Origin of the sequence: Azospirillum brasilense (genome assembly GCF_003349955.1) — a bacterium.
GTDB lineage: Bacteria > Pseudomonadota > Alphaproteobacteria > Azospirillales > Azospirillaceae > Azospirillum > Azospirillum brasilense_B.
Genome location: NZ_QLKQ01000010.1, coordinates 18,623 through 37,017 on the forward strand (window position 1 = coordinate 18,623; position 18,395 = coordinate 37,017).

Below are 18,395 nucleotides of genomic sequence, written 5' to 3' on the forward strand. Positions count from 1 at the left end.
CCCCAACCCTCTCCGCTCTATATATTTTTTTGTGGGGAGAGGGAGCAGGAGCACTTCATGAGCAGCCTCTCCACGTCCGGAAGCCGCGGTTACACGGTCTTCGGCCTGTCCGTCGCCGCGCTGGTGGTGGTCCTCGACCAGCTCACCAAATGGTGGATCCTCGACGTGGTCATGCAGCCCTACCCACGGGTCATCGAGGTCACGCCCTTCTTCAACCTCGTTCTGGCCTGGAACACCGGGGTCAGCTTCGGCACCTTCGGCAGCTCCCACGCCTGGATGCCCTACGTGCTGGCCGCGGTGGCCTTCGCCATCGTGGTGGCGCTGCTGCTCTGGCTGCGGCAGGCCGACCGGCGCTACCTCGCCCTCGCCCTGGGGATGGTTATCGGCGGGGCCATCGGAAACGTGATCGACCGCTTCCTCTACGGGGCCGTCGCCGATTTCCTCGATTTCCACATCGGGGGGTGGCATTTCTGGGCCTTCAACGTGGCGGACAGCGGAATCAGCGTCGGCGTGGCGCTTCTCGTGCTGGATGGGCTGTTCGCCGGCCGCGAAAAGTCGTAATAGTTCACGCGACGGAGCCGCTATAAGGGACGCGGCCCGACGACAAGCGGCCTGACGACAAGACGACGGGACTCGAACGTGACCATGCTTTCCTTCGCCTCCTCCATCGCCCGGCGCTCCACTCGCTCCCTCGGGCGGGCCCTGGGGCGGGGTCCGCTGCTGGGCTTGGCGCTCGTCGCGCTGGCGCTCACCGGATGCTCCGACGTACGCCGTTCCATCGGCCTCGACCGCCAGAGCCCGGACGAGTTCACGGTCGTGTCCCGCGCCCCGCTGACCATGCCGCCGAGCCTCGCCCGCCTGCCGGAACCGCGCCCCGGCGCGGCGCGGCCGCAGGACGCCACGTCGGCGGCGGTGGCCGCCGCCTCGGTCTTCGGCGGCTCCTCGCGCACGGCCGCCACCGCCGGCCACACGGCGGGCGAGTCGGCCCTGATCGCCCAGGCCGGTGCCAAGGGCGGCATCGAGCCGGGCATCCGCAACAAGGTCGATCAGGAGACGACCCAGCTCGTCGTCGCCGACAAGAGCTGGATCGACTCCCTGCTGTTCTGGCAGACGCAGGAGCAGCCCTACGAGATCGTCGATCCGAAGAAGGAGAACCAGCGTCTGCGCGAGGCCCAGGCCACCGGCAAGGCGCTGAACGACGGCAGCGTTCCGACCATCGAGCGCAAGCGCAAGGCGCCGCTGGAAGGGCTGTTCTAAGCCGCCTTCGGGGCATTGTTCCGGGCGGCTCGCCGCACCAGTATCTAGGGGGCGTTCCCGGACGGGGACGCCCCCTTTTGCATTTCCGTTCCATCCGCTGCCAACGAGAGGCCCATGCTCCCCAACGGCCCCACCGCTCCCCCACCCTGGAAACGGCCCTGGCGCCGGCTCGCCGCCGCCGGCGTCCTGGCGTTCGCCCTGGCCGTCGCCATCCCCACCGCCTCCCCCGCCTTTGCCGCCGAGAAGGGCGTCTTCTTCCCGGAGACCTTCACCCTGTCCAACGGCATGCAGGTCGTGCTGGTGACCAACCAGCGCGTGCCGGTGGTCACCCACATGGTCTGGTACAAGGTGGGCGCGGCGGACGAGCCGCGCGGCGTGTCGGGCATCGCCCATTTCCTGGAACATCTGATGTTCAAGGGAACGGAGGAGGTTCCGCCCGGCGCCTTCTCCCGCATCGTCGCCAAGAACGGCGGGCGCGACAACGCCTTCACCTCCTGGGACTACACGGCCTATTTCCAGAACGTGGCGCGCGACCGGCTGGAGCTGGTCATGAAGATGGAGGCCGACCGCATGTCGAACCTCCGGCTCACCGATCAGGTCGTCTATCCGGAGCGGGACGTCATCATCGAGGAGCGCCGCCAGCGCATCGAGAACGAGCCCGCCGACCGCATCGGCGAGCAGATCAACGCCACCCTCTACGTCCACCACCCCTACGGCACGCCGATCATCGGCTGGCCGCAGGAGATGGCCGCCCTGACGCGGGAGGAGGCGGAGTCCTTCTACAAGAGCTGGTACGCCCCCAACAACGCCGTGCTGGTGGTGTCCGGCGACGTGACGGCGGCGGAGCTGAAGCCGCTCGCCGAGAAATACTACGGCAGCATCGCCGCCCGCCCGGTGCCGGAGCGCGTCCGCGTGCAGGAGCCGCCGATCAGCGCCGCCCGCCGGGTCATCCTGCGCGACGACGAGGTGCGCCAGCCCTCGATCCGCCGCAATTGGCTCGCCCCCTCCTACCGCACCGACAAGGAGGGCTACGCCTACCCGCTCCAGGTGCTGTCGGAGATCATGAGCGGCGGCCCGACCTCCCGTCTCTACCGCAGCCTCGTCGTCGAGCAGCGCATCGCCACCTCGGCCTGGCTGGGCTACAGCCCGTCGTCCTGGGACATGACCTCGCTGGCGGCGGGCGCCTCGCCGGCCCCCGGCGTGACCATGGAGAAGCTGGAGGCGGCGCTGGAGGCCGACATCCGGACGCTCGTCGAGAAGGGCGTGACGGAGGAGGAGGTGGCCACCGCCAGGAAGCGCATGCTGGCCGAGGCCGCCTACGCCCGAGACAGCCTGACCGGCCCGGCCCAGACGCTGGGTGCGGCCATCGCCACCGGCCAGAGCATCGACGACGTGGAGAACTGGCCGGTGCGCATCGACGCGGTGACCGCCGATCAGGTCAACGCCGCCGCCCGCGCTGTTCTGGGCCAGACCAACCACGTCACCGGCCTTCTGCTGCCGCTCCAGGACAAGGGAAGCTGAGATGACCGCACGCATCGTGCCCCCTCCCTCCCGCTCCGCGGGTCCCTCCCTCCCCCGCTCCGCGGTGGAGGGCCTGAGCGCCGAACCGGTCCCCTCCACCTCGAAGAGGGGGAGGGTTAGGGAGGGGGCCATCGTCACCATCCTCACCCTGCTCCTGACCGCCTTCGCCGTCGTCACCCCCGCCGCCACATCCGCATGGGCCATCGAGATCAAGCGGGTGGTCAGCCCCGGCGGGATCGAGGCGTGGCTGGTCGAGGACCACAAGGTCCCCATCATCGCCCTGGAATGGGCCTTCGAAGGAGCCGGGGCGTCCGACCCCAAGGGCAAGGACGGCCTCGCCAACCTCGCCGCCCGCACGCTGGACGAGGGCGCCGGCCCCTATGACAGCCAGGCCTTCGCCGCGCGGCTTCAGGACAACGCCATCGCGCTGGGCTATGACGCCGGGCGCGATGGCTTCGGCGGCAGCCTGCGGACGCTGAGCGACCGCCGCGACGAGGCGTTCGAGCTGACCCGCCTGTCGCTGGCCGAGCCGCGCTTCGACGCGGAGGCGGTGGAGCGCATGCGCGCCGCCGTGCTGTCCAGCCTGCGCCGCGACCAGGCCGACCCCAACTACGTCGGGCGGCGGCTGTTCTATTCCACCGCCTACCCCGGCCATCCCTACGGCGACGAGATCCGCGGCACGCTGGAGTCGCTGCCGACGATTACCCCGGACGATCTGCGCGGCTTCGTGAAAAACAGCTTCGGCCGCGACCGGTTGGTCGTCGCCGCGGCGGGCGACATCAGCCCGGAGGATCTCGGCCGCGCGCTCGACCATGTGTTCGGCGGCCTGCCCGCCACCTCCGCCAACGCCGCCATCCCCGACGTCGAGCCGAAGGGGCTGGGCGAAACGCTGGTCGCCACCCGGCCGACCGCGCAGACCGTCATGCTGATGGGCCAGACCGGGCTCAAGCGCGCCGATCCCGACTGGTACGCGGCGACCGTGATGAACTACGTCCTGGGCGGCGGCGGCTTCGGCTCCCGCCTGATGGAGGAGGTTCGGGAAAAGCGCGGCCTCAGCTACGGCGTCTACAGCTACCTGATCCCGATGGACCATTCCGCGCTGGTCATGGCCGGCGGCAACACGGTGAACGCCAAGGCCGGTCAGGCCCTGGACATCATGCGCCAGGAATGGAAGCGCATGGCCGACGAGGGCGTGACGGAGGAGGAGCTGGCCGACGCCAAGACCTACCTCACCGGCAGCTTCCCGCTGCAGCTCGGCAGCACCCAGGCCATCGCGCGCATCCTGCTCCAGGTCAAGCGCGACCAGCTGGGCATCGACTATCTCGACCGCCGCGACGCCTTCATCAACGGCGTCACCCAGGCCGACGTGCAGCGGGTGGCGAAGCGGCTGCTCGACCCCAGCCGGCTGCTGACCGTGCTGGTCGGCCGTCCGGAAGGCGTGACCGCGACGCGGACGATCGACGGGGGGAGCTGAGGAACGTTGTAGCGGCGGGGCCCCCTCCCGACCTCCCCCCGCTTCGCAGGGGGAGGAGTTAAGCCCTCCCCCGCGAGAGCGGGGGAGGGTTGGGTGGGGGCCACCACGCCCCCTCCATCACGCCAAGTCCGGCTGGCTCCCCGGAAAGCGCGGATCGCCGGGATCGATGGGGCGACCCGGCACCTTGCCGGGGATGATCCCCACCTGATCGGGCCGCTCGTCCTCGCGGCGTTCCTCCTCTTCTGGAACCGGCGGATTCTGCTCGGGTTTGTTCGGATCGCTCATCGTCACCTCCTGTCCCGAAAAGAACACCCTGAAAGAACACAGGGCGGCGGTTGCCGGTTTCATCCACCGTCCCGCATAGTCCGCATCACCTAGACTTTTGTGCACGTTGGATGCGCCGCTTTGGCGCGTACCCGCCGCGCACCGAACGGTGCTAGGCTCCGCGCACGCGAGAAGGAGGCAAAATCCCAATGTCAGCGCTCACCCGTTCGCCCGCCTGGGAAGCCCTGGCCCGTCACCGCCAGGACGTTTCGGCCCTCCACATGCGCGACCTGTTCGCCGCCGACGCCGACCGCTTCGACCGCTTCTCCCTGGAAGCCTGCGGCCTGCTGTTCGATTATTCGAAGAATCGCATCACCGAGGAGACTCGGACCCTTCTGCTCGACCTCGCCCGCCAGCAGGACGTGGAAGGTTGGCGCGACCGCATGTTCGCCGGGGAGCGGATCAACATCACCGAGGACCGCGCCGTCCTGCACACCGCGCTGCGCAACCGCTCCAACCGCCCGGTCATGGTGGACGGCCAGGACGTGATGCCGGAGGTGAACGCCGTCCTCCACCGGATGGAGCGCTTCGTCCGGCAGGTCCGCGACGGCGCCTGGACCGGCTACACCGGCCACCCGATCACCGACATCGTCAACATCGGCATCGGCGGGTCCGACCTCGGCCCGGTGATGGTGACGGAGGCGCTGACCCCCTACCTGCACCCGCAGATCGGCGTGCATTTCGTCTCCAACGTCGACGGCACCCACATCAGCGAGACGCTGGAATGGCTGGACCCGGAGACGACGCTGTTCGTCATCGCGTCCAAGACCTTCACCACCCAGGAGACGCTGACCAACGCCCACACCGCGCGGCGCTGGTTCCTGGAGAGCGCCGGCGACCCCGCCCATGTCGCCAAGCATTTCGTCGCCGTCTCCACCAACGAGGCCGAGGTGCGCAAGTTCGGCATCGACCCAGCCAACATGTTCGGCTTCTGGGACTGGGTCGGCGGGCGCTATTCCCTGTGGTCGGCGATCGGGTTGTCCATCGCGCTCGGCATCGGCATGGACCGCTTCTACGAGTTGCTGGACGGCGCCCACGCCATGGACGAGCATTTCCGCACCGCGCCGCCGGAGCGCAACATGCCGGTGCTGATGGCGATGCTCGGCGTCTGGCACGTCAATTTCTGGGGCGCCAAGTCCCACGCCGTGCTGCCCTACGACCAGTACATGCACCGCTTCCCCGCCTATCTCCAGCAGTTGGACATGGAGAGCAACGGCAAGACGGTGGACCGGCAGGGGGCGCGGGTGGATTACGCCACCGGCCCGGTGGTCTTCGGCGAGCCGGGCACCAACGGCCAGCACGCCTTCTACCAGCTGATCCACCAGGGGACGGAGCTGGTGCCCGCCGACTTCCTGGCCCCGGCGGAGACCCACAACCCCATCGGCGACCACCACCGCATCCTGCTGTCGAACTTCTTCGCCCAGCCGGAGGCCCTGATGCGCGGCAAGACCGCCGAAGAGGTGCGCGCCGAGATGGCCAAGTCCGGCAAGCCGGCCGAGGCCATCGAGCCGCTGGTCCCCCACCGCGTGTTCGAAGGCAACAAGCCGTCCAACAGCATCCTGTTCAAGAAGCTGGACCCGCGCACGCTGGGCGCCCTGATCGCGCTGTACGAGCACAAGGTGTTCGTCCAGGGCATCGTGTGGGCCATCAACAGCTTCGACCAATGGGGCGTGGAGTTGGGCAAGCAGCTGGCCGGCAAGATCCTGCCCGAACTCCAGAACGGCCCGACCGCCGCGCTGGGGCACGACAGCTCGACCAACGGGCTGATCGGCTGGTACCGCAAGCACCGCTGAGCGGCAGGACACCGCCTTAAGGTTTTATTGCCAAATGGGAAAAACAACCATAAAATCGTGATCGTGGAATTTCTCCACCGTGAGAGATGATTCGATGGATGTTTTATCTCCCTTGGCTGGCGCCCCGGCCGTCGCCGCGACGAAAACCACGTCGACGGCCCAGGGCACCGCAGGCAGTCCTGCCGGGTCGGCAACGACCGCCACAGCCAGCGCGGGTGCCAATGACACGCTATCCCTGAGCCCCCTGGCGGCAAGCCTGAAGGGACCGTCGCTGGACCTGTTCAACAAACTGAAGCAGAACGAGCGCACCCTGCTCAGCGGCCTCGTGGACAGCGGCAAGATCACTGGCGACGATGTGAACAACGCGCTGATGGGCAGCCTGAAAATGGCTCGGTCCACGGCCTTCATGAATGGAGGCCGGATGTTCGAATCCCAGAATCGCGGCCTCTTCGCCCGCGCCGCCACCGTCACTGCGGATGAGATGCGGAAGGCGACGGACGACACGCTGGCCCGGCGCAAGGAATTGGTTGCGCGGCTGGGAGAATTGGACAAGAACGGCCAGGGTGGCTCCGCCGACTACAGCGAGATCCTGCGCGCTCTTTCCGGAGTGGAGCCCGGCGCGGGCGCCGATCAACCCAGCGCGGAACCCCACGGCAACAGCCGGGCGACCGCCCATTTGCGCCAGACCCGGCTCTTTTCGCCCTATTACATGAAGTTGGGCGATCCTTTTTTCATCCGCAACGGTGAGGAGGAAGCGGCAAGCAACAAGCTGAAGGAGGCCGGGGTTTCCTTGTCCAGCCTCACGGACGCCGCCCGCGGCATGGCCGAGGACAACGTGGCGGACATGGTGCAGCAACAGGCGTCGGATAGGGCCGAGATCATGCAGCGGAACGGCGGCTGAGTCAGCGCAGCGGGGCGCTCCCGCAGGAAGCCCTTGTGCGGCGCGGCGATCGGGCGTAGGGTGCAGGCCATGAACCCCGTGCGCCTCACCTCTCCCGCCCTCCTGGGGCGATTTTGGTACCGCTGGTACATTCCGGCGGCATAGGTATCGCACACCCACGATGCACCCAAAGCCGCCCGATCCGAGGCGGCTTTTGTGTTTTCAGCACGCGGTGCACGCAAAATCCCCCTGACGGTCGCGGCGGCCTCCCTTACCAACCGGAGGTCCCATCATGTCCGATTTCGATTTCGACGTCGTCACCGGCCCGTCTCGCGCCAGCTGCCCGGCCACCCCCAGCGAGCCGGAAGCGCCGGAAGACGGCCACCCCGTCGAGCACCTCGATAAACCGGCCTTTCTGGGCGGTTTGGCCACGGAACGGGGTTGACCCGGTGAGATGCCGGCAAATTTTGGGACTTGATCCCGATTTTGATGCGAGAAGGCGGAAGTATGCGGCGGCTTTGGCGCTGTACGGGCGCAGTTCGCCCCTCAAGCCTGATCAGGCGTCGGAAATTGTCGGCTAGGTTGGCGAGGCCGATCTTCACCGTCGCGCGACCCAGGCCGATGGTGCGGATGAACAGCCCCATGCGCATCTTCTGGTCGGCGAACACATGCGCGACGGCCGAGTGCACCGCCGAGCGGGTACGGTTGGCGTGCTGGTGCGACCCCGCCCCTTTCACCGTCCAGCGCGCCTGCGTGCCCTTCTGGCGCGCCTTGGCCGGTGGCCAGGGCGGGTCTTCACCGTCACGGATCTGGCGCTTCTCCTCCCGGGTCAGCCGCTGCCGGGGCGCTTCCACGATGGGGCGTCGATGATCCGGCCGCCCAGCGCGAAGCATCCACGCTCCTTCAAGTCCGCGTCGAAGCGGGCGAACAGCCCCTCCATCGCTCCCGCCGTGACCAGCGCCTCGCGGAACAGCCGGATCGTCGTCCGATCCTGAACCCGGTCGCCCAATCCCAGCCCGAGGAACCGCATGAACGACAGCCGGTCGCGAACCTGATACTCCGCCTGCTCGTCCGACAGTCCGTACAGCGCCTGGAGCACCAGGATCTTGAGCATCATCACCGCGTCCAGTGGCGGCCGACCACCCCAGGAGCGATCCGTGCGCCCCAAGGCCGCGTCCAGCGTCGGACGGAAAACCTCGAAGTCCACCACCGACGACAGGGTTCCAGCGGATCACCACTCTTGCTCAGTTCCGTGTAGCGATCCTGAAGATCGAACAGCCCAGCTTGACCGGCCATGCTCCCGCCCCCCGCCTTCAGAACAAGGGAATCACCAGAACGCCGAACACACCACAGTGTTTCGAGGCATTCCATTGACAGCGCTGACGTGCAAAGAATTCCGTTTTGGGGTTAACTCGAGATTGGCAGATGAAATCGTGTGTGAAGCCCGCTTCTGCACCGGGCAGTGCGGTTGCTCACAGGGAAGGGCTCAATCACGCATGACGATCTGTTGCCGCCGCTCGATTTGGTTGGCGCTTCCCCGTCATTCCAGCCAGCAGGCTGGCCGTTGCAGATAAATCCCTTTGCCTATCGGCCCGTTGGCGGGGCACTCGCCGATCATTCTCATGATGGCTTGCTCCCTTCGTCGCGCCGCCCGTTTCATCGCGATCTGCGGCGAGAGGAGGCCGGTCAGCGGTCATCCAATGAGTGCTGGCGCGACGCCGAAGCGGGCCGTCTCCGGGTCAGTCTTATTGTGGTTTCAGGGTAAATTCGTGTGTGGTTCAGGGGCAGTCTATCTGTGGTCCGACAGGCTAACGGCGCCCGAACAGTCGTTCGATGTCGGACAGCTTCAGTTCGACATAGGTCGGGCGACCGTGGTTGCACTGACCGCTGTGCGGAGTCGCCTCCATCTGGCGCAGCAGGGCGTTCATCTCCTCGATCCCGAGCGATCGCCCGGCGCGGACGGAGCCGTGGCAAGCCATGGTCCCGCACACGTCCTCCAGCCGCTCCTTCAGCGACAGCGCGTCGCCCAACTCGGCCAACTCCTCGGCAAGGTCGCGGATGAGGCTTTTGACGTCGCTCTGGCCCAGCAGCGCCGGGACTTCGCGCACCAGGATGCAGCCGGGACCGAAGCCTTCCACCGCCAGCCCCAACTCCGCCAGTTCCGCGGCGCGGCCCAGCAGACGGTTTGCGGACGGCTCGTCCAATTCCACCAATTCCGGGATCAGCAGGGCCTGCCGCTTCACCCCGCCCTCCAGGAGGGCGGTCTTCATGCGTTCGTAGACCAGCCGCTCGTGGGCGGCGTGCTGGTCGACGATGACGATGCCTTCGCTGGTCTGGGCGACGATGTAGGTGTTGTGGACCTGGGCGCGGGCGGCCCCCAGCGGGTGACTGTCCAGCGGCGGCGCGGCGGCGGCCTGCGCCGTGTATTCCGGCGGGCGGGCGGCGGGCGCGGCCTGCCAGCCGGCGAGGCGGCCCTGCAAGGGCGGCAGCGGCGGCTGATGGGGCGCCTGGAAGGCGGTCGCCCGGTCGGCCAGCCCGCGCGGCACGACGGAGCCGTAGCCGCCGCCCCACGACTGCGCCGGCTGGTGCCCCGGGCCGCCGTAGGGCAGAGGAGAGGGCGACGGCATGGTTCCGTCCGCGTCCACCGCGCTGCTCTCCGGGCGCAGCGCCCCCAGCGTCGCCAGCCCCACGGTGGTCGACGCGCGGTGCCCGGCCTCGGCCAGCGCGTGCTTGAGCGCCCCGACGATCAGCCCGCGCACCAGCCCCTGGTCGCGGAAACGCACCTCCGCCTTGGCGGGGTGGACGTTCACGTCCACCTCCTGCGGGTCGAGGTCGAGGAACAGGGCGAGCATGGGGTGGCGGTCGCGCGGCAGGAAGTCGGCGTAGGCCGCCCGCACCGCGCCGACCATCAGCTTGTCCCGCACCGGTCGGCCGTTGACGAACAGATGCTGGTGGCGGGCCGTGGGGCGGTGCAGGGTGGGCAGGCCGATCCAGCCGGCGAGCGTCACCCCCTCGCGCGCCGCCTGCACCGGCACGGCGTTGTCCTGGAAGTCGCGGCCCATCAGGGCGCCCAGCCGGGTCAGCCGGGCGTCGAGCAGGTCGCCCTGCGCCGCCGACAGACGCAGCGTCGAACGCCCTTCGCCGTCCAGCGTGAAGGCCACGCCGGGATGGGCCATGGCCAGCCGTTCGATGCAGTCGCCGATGTGGTCGAACTCGGTCCGCGCGGCCTTGAGGAACTTCAGGCGGGCGGGCACGGCGGCGAACAGGTCGCGCACCTCGACACGGGTGCCCTGGGCCAGCGCGGCGGGCTGCGGCGCGCCCTTCAGGCCGGCGTCCACGGTCAGCGCCCAGGCGCTGTCGGCGCCGCGCGGGCGGCTGGTCAGGGTCAGGCGGCTGACCGCCCCGATGGAGGGCAGCGCCTCTCCCCGGAAGCCCAGCGAGCGGATGTCCAGCAGGTCGTCCGACGGCAGCTTGGAGGTGGCATGGCGCTCCACGGCGAGCGCCAACTCGTCCGGCCCCATGCCGCAGCCGTCGTCGGTGATGGTGATGAGCGATTTCCCGCCGTCGCGCACCACCACGTCGATGCGGGTGGCCCCGGCGTCGATGGCGTTCTCCACCAGTTCCTTGACGGCGGCGGCGGGCCGCTCGATCACCTCGCCGGCGGCGATTCGGTTGACGAGCGTGTCGGGCAGCATACGGATCGGCATGCGCCAAATATAGTAGGGCCACGCATGGAATGCCACCATGAGCGGGGGCGTGTGCGGGGAGGGACGGCGGCGGGCCTCAGGTCCCGGCGAACAGCCCCTTCAACCCCTTCAGCAGGCCGGCAGCCATGTCGGTGGCGGTGTCGTCCATGCCGACCGAGCGGACGGAGGCGAGGACGCGGGCGTTCGGCCCCTCGCCACCGTCGGTGACCGCCCACAGGCTGGCGCCCTGGCCGGGCCGGGTGTCGGTGAGGCGTCCCAGCGCTCCCCCCTTGATGGCCCCGAGCAGCGGGCTGCCGCGGTCGCTCGCGTCCTGCAACGCGATCATGCGCAGCGGATCGTCCGTGCTCTTTGACCGGCTGGTGAGGCCGAGCCGGTCGAAGGCGACCTGCAATTCCTTGCCGCTGTTGGGCATGCCGATTCCGATCACGCCGGCCTCGGCGTCGGCATCCTCCGCAAACGGGTCCTTCACTCCGGCGGCGCGCATCGCGTCCGGCATCTCGGGTTTGCTGAGGCCGTTCTTCGCCGCCAGCTTGTCCAGCAGGCCATGCGCAGCGCCACCCAGGAAGATCGGCTGGTCCTCGGGCAGGTTGAGCGTCTGGCGCAGCATGCCCATCGCCTCCCGCATGTAATCGGCCTGCTTGAGGTCGTAATCGCGACGCGCGAGCACGGCGTCCATGCCCGCCGCCACCGGGTCCTTCGGCGACGTCTCATCGGCCTTTGGGACCGTGAAGGAGATGACCCCGGCCTTCATGGCCCGGACCGCGTCGGGGGACAGGCTGACCGTGTCCACCGTGCCGTTGCGGCCGATCGTTGGGGCGGCGGTTCCCGAAGCGGGGGCGTCGGGGCCTTTGGCCGGGGCAGACTTGGCGGCCATGCCGAAGGTGGCGGACGTTCCGCTGGTGACGTCGGTGACCGACATGCGCGCTTTCCCCCGCTTTCCGATGGAAGGGGCTTCGAACTGCATCCCCAGGTGGTTGTCGATAATGCCGTATGCGGTCGCGGTTGTCCATGCGGCGGAACGGTCCGGCCGGGCTGCGGGCGCCCGACCCGCTTCGTCCCTTCGGGCAATGAGTCGAGGGACGGCGCATTGCTGTGTTTAGTGAAAAATAAAGACGGAAATTTCGCTGTCATCTCCAGGATATCTTTACAGACATGCCAATGCATGTGGATGAACAAGACGTTTGAATATTCTTTTTTCCTGAGGAAATCTGCCGTCTCATCCAATTTTCTTTGGGAGAGGTCCATGTCCGATACCCCCGTCACCTACGCCGCGCCGGTCGATGTTCCGGTGGCCCGGCAGCCCTTCGGCCTGGAGGGCTACAGCAACTCCCTCAACGTCACCATCGGCACGCCGAGCGGTCTTCTGCATGAGGTGCAGGTGGACACCGGTTCGACCGGCGTCGTCATTCCCGCAACGCTGCTGATGGTCGACGGCGACACGTCGAAGGGGCTGGTCGCGGGGGTGGTATCGCTCGGGCCGGCGCAGATCACCTATCACCCGTCGGGCAACACCCTGGCCGGTTGCCTCTATCTCGTGCCCAGCCTGGCGATCGGCGCGTCGCTGAACGACTCGAAGCAGGTCGTCTCGGTCTGCGAGGCCGGGCCGCTGGTGGTCTTCGGCGCGCAGTATGCCGGCAACACCGCCACGCCCGATGTCCAGAACCCGGTCGATCCGGGCATGGGCATGATGGGCGTCGGCTTCGGCCGTCCGGCGCTGAGCTACACCGCGAACGCCGGCCAGTCCGATCAGGTCGTCTACACGCTGAGCAATCCGTTCCTGTCGGCGTCGGTGAACGGCCAGCCGATCTACCCGTCCTATCTGCTGTCCTCGGCGGGGAGCGGGGCGAGCGGCTACATCACGCTGGGCGTGACGACCGCGGCGTTCACGGCCAGCCCCTTCAACGGCCAGACCGTCGCGCTGACCTCGGCCAAACCGCCGGTCACCGCCAACGTCACCAACGGCTGCAACTGCGCCCCGGCGTCGGGCACGCCCTGGCCGGCGGCGCCGACCCAGCCCTATTGGCTGACCGGCCCGGCGACCATCACCATCAGCACGGTCAACGACGCGCGGCCGCTCAAGGCCACCCTGCTGCTCGACAGCGGGGTCACCGGGGCGATGATGAGCGTTCCCCAGGCGAAGGCCTGGACGGCCAATCTCGGCGGGGCGGAGATCACCGTCGCCGTGCCGAACGGGTCCAGCCCCGACGCGGAACCGGTGATGACCTACAGCTTCGCCATGTCCAGCGCAGCCCCGGTCAAGGGCATCTTCGGCATCGACACCACGCTGTCCACCGCGGCGGCCCCGGCGTCGCTGGAGCCGGTCTTGCCGGACGCTGACATCGCCTTCGTCAACACGGGAATCAACCCGCTGCTGGCCTACAACTACTTCTTCGACGCGCAGCTGGGCCAAGTTGGCTTCGCCACCACAGCTGCGGTCACGCTGCCGTAAGCGGCAGCCGGCTCTGTCCGTGGAGCGCCCCGCCATCCCGTCTCGCCGTTGCAGGCCGGGACGGGCGGGGCGGTTTCAGGCATGGGGCGGTCACGCCGGGCCGGTCTTGTCGACGGGACACCTCGAAAAACCGCAGTCGCGCGGACGTGAAGACAGGATGCGGTTTAAGGATGGCGACATGGAGGTCGAAGCTCGGATGATTGAAGAAGTCAAAAGACTCATCGACAGGGCGGCGGAGTGGAAAGCGCGCGGCAAGCAGGACGAGGTTGAATGAACCAGCTCGCCCCGCTTGGCGCGTCCGTCCGGCGGGCACCTGGCGCTCGACTCCCGTGCGGGCGCGGTGCTGGTCATCCTGCTGCTGATCGCCGGGCCTCGATGTCGACGAGCTGACGGCCGCGGGGGAGATCGAGGAGCCGGCCGGACCGGTGCTGGCCAGCCTGAACTGGATCCAGATCACCGTCGGCATGCCGGCAAGGTGAACTTGCCCGCCATTTCGCGACAGCACCAGGGCGGGCGAGCCCACCCCTATTCCGGCTGCAGCTTGAGCAGCTTTTGCCCTGAAGCGGACGCCCAAAACTGGTCTACGGTATGCCCAACAACCCTCGGCCGGTCGGACGCCCAACATGCAACGCATAGCCCGTGGGTTGACAAAAGGCGTCTACAGCTCATGCCGCCGCTGCAAGATTTCAGCCGCGCGCTCGCCCACGATCGCGCACGGCGCTTGCGTGTTGCCCGTCGTCACCCTCGGGAGGATAGAGCCGTCCGCGACGCGCAGCCGGTCGATGCCGTGAACCGCCAGCGATGCGTCGACGACCGACAGGTCATCCATGCCCATCCGAGCCGTCCCACATTGGTGCCAATAGGTCACCGCCGCGTCGCGGAGGAACTGATCGTCGATCGCCGCTCCCACCCCAGGGATGGCCTCGCGCCGGACATGGGGCGTGAAAGCCGCATCGTTCCCGATCTCGCGGCACAGCCGCACGCAGGCGTGTGCCGTCTCCAGGTCCCGCGGATCGGACAGCATATTGGGATCGACCAGAGGCGCCGCGACCGGGTCCGCCGACCGCAGCCGCACCTCGCCACGGCTGTAAGGCTGCGCCAACCCGGCGAACATCGTCCACCCGTGATCGGGCGCGCCGCGCGCCGCCGTGCGCTCGCTGGGAACGGGGAACTCGACTTGGCAGAACAGAAGGTCCGGCGCCTCCAGTTCGGGACTGCTTTTCCAGTAAAGGGTCGCCTCGCTCCCGCTGGCGCGTGGAGCCATCGGCTGCCGATACTCCCAGGTGCAGCCGAACGACACATGATCCTGCAGGCCGCGGCCGACGCCGGGCAGGTGACGCACGAGCGGAATGCCGAGCCGGTCAAGTTGGCTCCGGTCGCCGATCCCCGACAGCATAAGCAGCTTGGGCGTGTTGATGGCGCCGGTGGACAGGATGACCTCCGAGCCTGCCGTGAAAGACAGAATCGCGCCGCCTCGTTCGACCTCGACGCCGGTCGCCGTCGCCCCGTCGAGGAGCACGCGGCGCACAAGCGCATCGGTCAGGATCGTGAGGTTGGGCCGGTCGGCCACAGGGTGGACATAGGCGCGGTAGAGTGAGTTGCGCCGTCCGTCCCGCACGAGCATGTCGGCATAGGCCACGCCTCCCGCGGTTTCCATCATCCTGCCATTGGGGCTGTCGTAGCGCGGGATGCCGAGGGACCCGGCCGCGCTGAGCAGGGCGTCGGCGATCGGGCTCGGGTTTTGGGCGGGCTGCACCCACACCGGTCCGGAACTGCCGCGGTAATGCGGGTCCGGCGCGCCCTGCCAGTTCTCGATGCGGCGGTAGATGCCGAGAACCGCCTCATAGCTCCAGCCGGCATCGCCGGATTGTTCCGCGAAATGATCCCAGTCGGCGCGATGGCCCCTTGCCCACACCATGACATTGATGCTCGACCCACCGCCGAGCCCCTTGCCCATGGACATGGGAAGCGCGCGGCCGTCCAGATGCGGGTTCGGCTCGGCCTGGAACCCCCAGTCGCGCCGACTGCCGAGATTCGTGGGCCACAATGCCGGATTCAGCACCGCCTCATCCTCGTCGCTGCCCCCCGCTTCGATGAGGAGCACAGAGCAGTCGGCGTTTTCAGCCAGGCGGCGCGCGATCACCGACCCGGATGCGCCGGCACCGCAGACGATGAAGTCATAGGCAGGCTTGAGGTCGGCACGTCTTTGCGTCTGATTGTCACGGGCACGTCGGTTGAACTCCTCGGAGCCGCCGGAGACGGATTGGTTCATGTCACGGGCCTTTTGGTAAGCGGAGAGAATGGTCCGACGAGGCCGGTGCCTAGCGCGAAGCCGCGCCCGACTGTTGGGCCGCTTCGTCGATCACCGTCGCGACGACGGCCGATTGCGTGAAGTAGACGGCGTGGCTGGCTGGAACGTTCGTGACCTTCGCACCGATGCGTTTCGCCATGCCCTGGAGCATCCGCTGATCGAACGCCTTGTCCTCCGTCGCGATCACCGCCCAGCTGGGCTTGGTCCGCCAGGCGGCCTGCCGGAGCTTCACGCCGAAGCTCGCCATATTGATCGGAACCTGCGACGCCTTCAGGAAATCGACGTCGGCCTTCGTCGCATCCGCCGCGAAGCCGGCGGCGAAATTGTCGGGCTTGATGAAGCCGAAGCCGTCCCCGCTCGTCTCGATGACGAACTCGGGCGGTGTCGTATAGCCGTCATACTGCTGCGCCGTGGTCTCGCCGGCGTCGGGCGACAGGGCGGACACATAGACCAGCCCGCGCACCTTGGGATGGACGCCGGCTTCGGTGATGACGGTGCCGCCCCAGCTGTGGCCGACCAGAACGGCGGGACCATCCTGCCTGTCGAGCGCGCGCCGCGTGGCCGCCACATCGTCGTCGAAGGAGGTGAGCGGGTTCTGGACGATCGTGACCCGGTAACCACGGGCGGTCAGGTCCTCGTAAACCTTCCGCCATCCCGATCCATCGGCGAAGGCGCCGTGGACGAGGACAACATTCTTAACGGCCGCCGGATCGACGGAATGGCTGGTCGGCTGCGCCTGCGAAACCGACAGCGGCAGGGTGACGACCGAAGCGGCCAGGATCAGGGCCTGAAACGTGTTCCTCATGCTTGCCTCCATAAAACTGCGATAATTGTTATCGCGATAACTATGTGTATCTCTGGCTCGCGCTCTTGTCCAGGGAAATTTATCGCGATATATGTCAGGGGACGATGCGCTGCGAAGGGAGCCTGCCTATGTCGGATGACAACAACCCGCCGGTGCCGCTGGAGGAGCAGCTCTGCTTCGCGATCTACTCGGCCGGTATCGCCATCCAGCGGGCCTACAAGCCGCTGCTGGACGCCCTTGGTCTCACCTACCCGCAATATCTCGTCCTCAACATCCTGTGGCGGGAGGACGGACAGACGGTGGGAAGCATCGCCCAGCAGCTCGCTCTTGAATCCAGCACGCTGACGCCTCTGCTTAAACGCCTCGAGGCTGCGGAGCTGATCCATCGCACGCGCAACCCGGCCAACGAGAGGCAGGTGATCGTGTCGCTGACGGACCAGGGACTGGCCCTGCGCTCCAGGTCCGGTTGCCTGGGCGATGCATTGCTCCGCGCCTCCGGGCAGTCACCCGACGCTTTGGGAAAGCTCAACCGCGAGATTGCACAACTGCGCGACGCCGTTTACGCGCATATCGGCGGCTGGACCTCACTCGACGCACAGGGATGAGCGGAGTGCCGTGCGAGGTTGGTGCGCCCCCAACCGATCCTGTCGTCGATCCAGGCGATTGTTTGGGGCAACCGATCCGCCCAGGACAAGGCAGGCGCGGACAGAGCTGCTGGCCGGGAGCGTCGGGGCGATGACCTCAGACAGTCCGAACGGTGCCGCCGTCGATGATGAACTCGGCGCCGTGGATCGCGGCAGCGCGATCCGAGGCCAGATAGGCAATCAGATCGGCAACCTCATGAGGCTCGGCCGCACGCCCGATCGGGATCCCACCCAGAGCATCAAGAACCGCGTGCCGCGCCTCCTCGATCGTTCCGCCATTGGCGGCCTGCAGACGCTTCAGAAAGTCGACGGACGACTCCGTCATGATCCAGCCGGGGGAGACGGCGTTGACCCGCACGCCCTTCGGTCCCAGCTCCTTGGAGATCGACTTGCTGTAAGTCCTGAGCGCGGCCTTTGCGGCGGCGTAGCCCGTGGTCGATTCGGGTAGCGGCAGGATCGATTGGATCGACGTGATATGCACAATCACGCCGGCACCCCGCTCCATCATCTGCGGCGCCAGAAGGCGATCAAGGCGGACCGTGGCCAGAAGGTTGAGGTTCAGCTCGGCGAGCCAATGTTCGTCCGTCAGGGCAAGAAAGCCGCCGCCAGGCGAGGCCGAGCCGCCGATCACATGAGCGAGGATGTCGATGCCGCCCATACGCTCAAGCGCCGCCTCCGCCAGGGTTGCCCCGCCCTCGGCTGTCGTCAGGTCCGCCTGGACGAACTCGACGCCATCGATCGGCTGTGGAGTTCCGCGGGCGGCGGTGATCACCCGGGCGCCGCCGGCCAGGAAGCGATCGACGGTAGCGCGGCCCAAGCCCTTGGTGCCGCCGCTGACGAGCACTCGTTTTCCCGCGAACTCAGTTGGGTCAGCCTTGATGTTCATAGCGTGATCTCCAAGGCTTTGATCGCGTCATGTTCGAGCGTGAAGCGATAGGTGAAGCGGATGGGGCTGCCCTTGAAGTCGCCATGGGCAGGGCCTTCGGCCACGACTTGGCCGTTCTCGTCGCGAACAGTGTCCGGCGTGAAGATGGCCTTGACCGCGATCACCTCGTCTTCAAACAAGGCTCGCAGCTCGGCGTGGCCCTTGTGAGGTTTTCCATTGTCCAAGAGGACCGCGTCGGCGGCAAATGGCTTCAGCATGCCGTCCACATCGAGTTGTGCATTGGCCTCGACATAGTCGGCTATGGGTTTGGGCAGTTCGATCGACATCGCTCGGCTCCGTGACGT

The 18,395-nt window shown here is 67.6% G+C and carries 16 protein-coding genes and 1 pseudogene; 9 read left to right on the forward strand and 8 right to left on the reverse strand.

The annotated features are described in order from the left end of the window. The first annotated feature begins 57 nt into the window (after window positions 1–57). From lspA to DXK32_RS06600, 4 genes are all read left to right on the forward strand, one after another. Window positions 58–561 carry a signal peptidase II gene (gene lspA / locus DXK32_RS06585; RefSeq protein WP_014239673.1) on the forward strand — a complete coding sequence of 168 codons (504 nt, stop codon included), beginning with the start codon at window positions 58–60 and terminating at the stop codon, window positions 559–561. Between the two features lie 84 nt (window positions 562–645). Further along, complete coding sequence (locus tag DXK32_RS06590) at window positions 646–1,257, forward strand: DUF3035 domain-containing protein (RefSeq protein WP_247877015.1); 612 nt, start codon at window positions 646–648, stop codon at window positions 1,255–1,257. A gap of 114 nt (window positions 1,258–1,371) precedes the next feature. Then, entirely contained in the window at window positions 1,372–2,778 is a 1,407-nt protein-coding gene (locus DXK32_RS06595) for a M16 family metallopeptidase (RefSeq protein ID WP_114857782.1), read from the forward strand. Window position 2,779: 1 nt separating this feature from the next. Beyond that, the gene (locus tag DXK32_RS06600; protein ID WP_247877008.1) at window positions 2,780–4,252 is read left to right on the forward strand and encodes a M16 family metallopeptidase; all 1,473 of its coding nucleotides are present in this window, start codon (window positions 2,780–2,782) and stop codon (window positions 4,250–4,252) included. Between the two features lie 117 nt (window positions 4,253–4,369). On the opposite strand, the gene DXK32_RS32570 is transcribed toward DXK32_RS06600, so the two are convergent. After that, window positions 4,370–4,537: a hypothetical protein gene (locus DXK32_RS32570; RefSeq protein WP_205215655.1), complete on the reverse strand. Its 168-nt coding sequence runs from the start codon at window positions 4,535–4,537 to the stop codon at window positions 4,370–4,372. Between the two features lie 188 nt (window positions 4,538–4,725). Here DXK32_RS32570 and pgi point away from each other — a divergent pair, with 188 nt between their 5' ends. The 3 genes from pgi to DXK32_RS32035 all read left to right on the forward strand — a co-directional run bounded on the left by pgi (window position 4,726) and on the right by DXK32_RS32035 (window position 7,694). Then, window positions 4,726–6,369: a glucose-6-phosphate isomerase gene (pgi, locus tag DXK32_RS06605; protein ID WP_114857783.1), complete on the forward strand. Its 1,644-nt coding sequence runs from the start codon at window positions 4,726–4,728 to the stop codon at window positions 6,367–6,369. Window positions 6,370–6,463: 94 nt separating this feature from the next. Further along, window positions 6,464–7,270: a hypothetical protein gene (locus DXK32_RS06610; protein WP_162801101.1), complete on the forward strand. Its 807-nt coding sequence runs from the start codon at window positions 6,464–6,466 to the stop codon at window positions 7,268–7,270. A gap of 271 nt (window positions 7,271–7,541) precedes the next feature. Further along, window positions 7,542–7,694, forward strand: coding sequence for a hypothetical protein (locus DXK32_RS32035; protein ID WP_162801098.1), 153 nt, complete (start codon window positions 7,542–7,544; stop codon window positions 7,692–7,694). Window positions 7,695–7,782: 88 nt separating this feature from the next. Here DXK32_RS32035 and DXK32_RS06615 read toward each other — a convergent pair. From DXK32_RS06615 to DXK32_RS06625, 3 genes and pseudogenes are all read right to left on the reverse strand, one after another. Then, window positions 7,783–8,545: pseudogene (locus DXK32_RS06615) on the reverse strand (transposase); the annotation flags it as partial. A 512-nt stretch (window positions 8,546–9,057) separates the two neighbouring features. Continuing rightward, complete coding sequence (gene mutL, locus DXK32_RS06620) at window positions 9,058–10,956, reverse strand: DNA mismatch repair endonuclease MutL (RefSeq protein ID WP_114857785.1); 1,899 nt, start codon at window positions 10,954–10,956, stop codon at window positions 9,058–9,060. Window positions 10,957–11,032: 76 nt separating this feature from the next. Further along, window positions 11,033–11,875 (reverse strand): hypothetical protein, encoded by an 843-nt coding sequence (locus DXK32_RS06625; protein WP_114857786.1) that lies wholly within the window; start codon window positions 11,873–11,875, stop codon window positions 11,033–11,035. Between the two features lie 324 nt (window positions 11,876–12,199). Here DXK32_RS06625 and DXK32_RS06630 point away from each other — a divergent pair, with 324 nt between their 5' ends. After that, window positions 12,200–13,405 carry a hypothetical protein gene (locus DXK32_RS06630; protein WP_114857787.1) on the forward strand — a complete coding sequence of 402 codons (1,206 nt, stop codon included), beginning with the start codon at window positions 12,200–12,202 and terminating at the stop codon, window positions 13,403–13,405. A gap of 658 nt (window positions 13,406–14,063) precedes the next feature. Here DXK32_RS06630 and DXK32_RS06635 read toward each other — a convergent pair. Continuing rightward, complete coding sequence (locus tag DXK32_RS06635; RefSeq protein ID WP_114857788.1) at window positions 14,064–15,677, reverse strand: GMC family oxidoreductase; 1,614 nt, start codon at window positions 15,675–15,677, stop codon at window positions 14,064–14,066. 49 nt (window positions 15,678–15,726) lie between these two features. After that, the gene (locus DXK32_RS06640) at window positions 15,727–16,521 is read right to left on the reverse strand and encodes an alpha/beta fold hydrolase (RefSeq protein ID WP_114857789.1); all 795 of its coding nucleotides are present in this window, start codon (window positions 16,519–16,521) and stop codon (window positions 15,727–15,729) included. A 128-nt stretch (window positions 16,522–16,649) separates the two neighbouring features. Between DXK32_RS06640 and DXK32_RS06645 the strand changes: the two genes are divergently transcribed. Further along, complete coding sequence (locus DXK32_RS06645; RefSeq protein ID WP_114857790.1) at window positions 16,650–17,126, forward strand: MarR family winged helix-turn-helix transcriptional regulator; 477 nt, start codon at window positions 16,650–16,652, stop codon at window positions 17,124–17,126. A gap of 136 nt (window positions 17,127–17,262) precedes the next feature. Here DXK32_RS06645 and DXK32_RS06650 read toward each other — a convergent pair whose 3' ends face one another. Then, the gene (locus DXK32_RS06650) at window positions 17,263–18,051 is read right to left on the reverse strand and encodes an SDR family oxidoreductase (protein ID WP_114857791.1); all 789 of its coding nucleotides are present in this window, start codon (window positions 18,049–18,051) and stop codon (window positions 17,263–17,265) included. After that, window positions 18,048–18,377 (reverse strand): nuclear transport factor 2 family protein, encoded by a 330-nt coding sequence (locus DXK32_RS06655; protein ID WP_114857792.1) that lies wholly within the window; start codon window positions 18,375–18,377, stop codon window positions 18,048–18,050. Before DXK32_RS06655 ends, DXK32_RS06650 begins: the two co-directional genes overlap by 4 nt. Window positions 18,378–18,395: the final 18 nt, after the last annotated feature.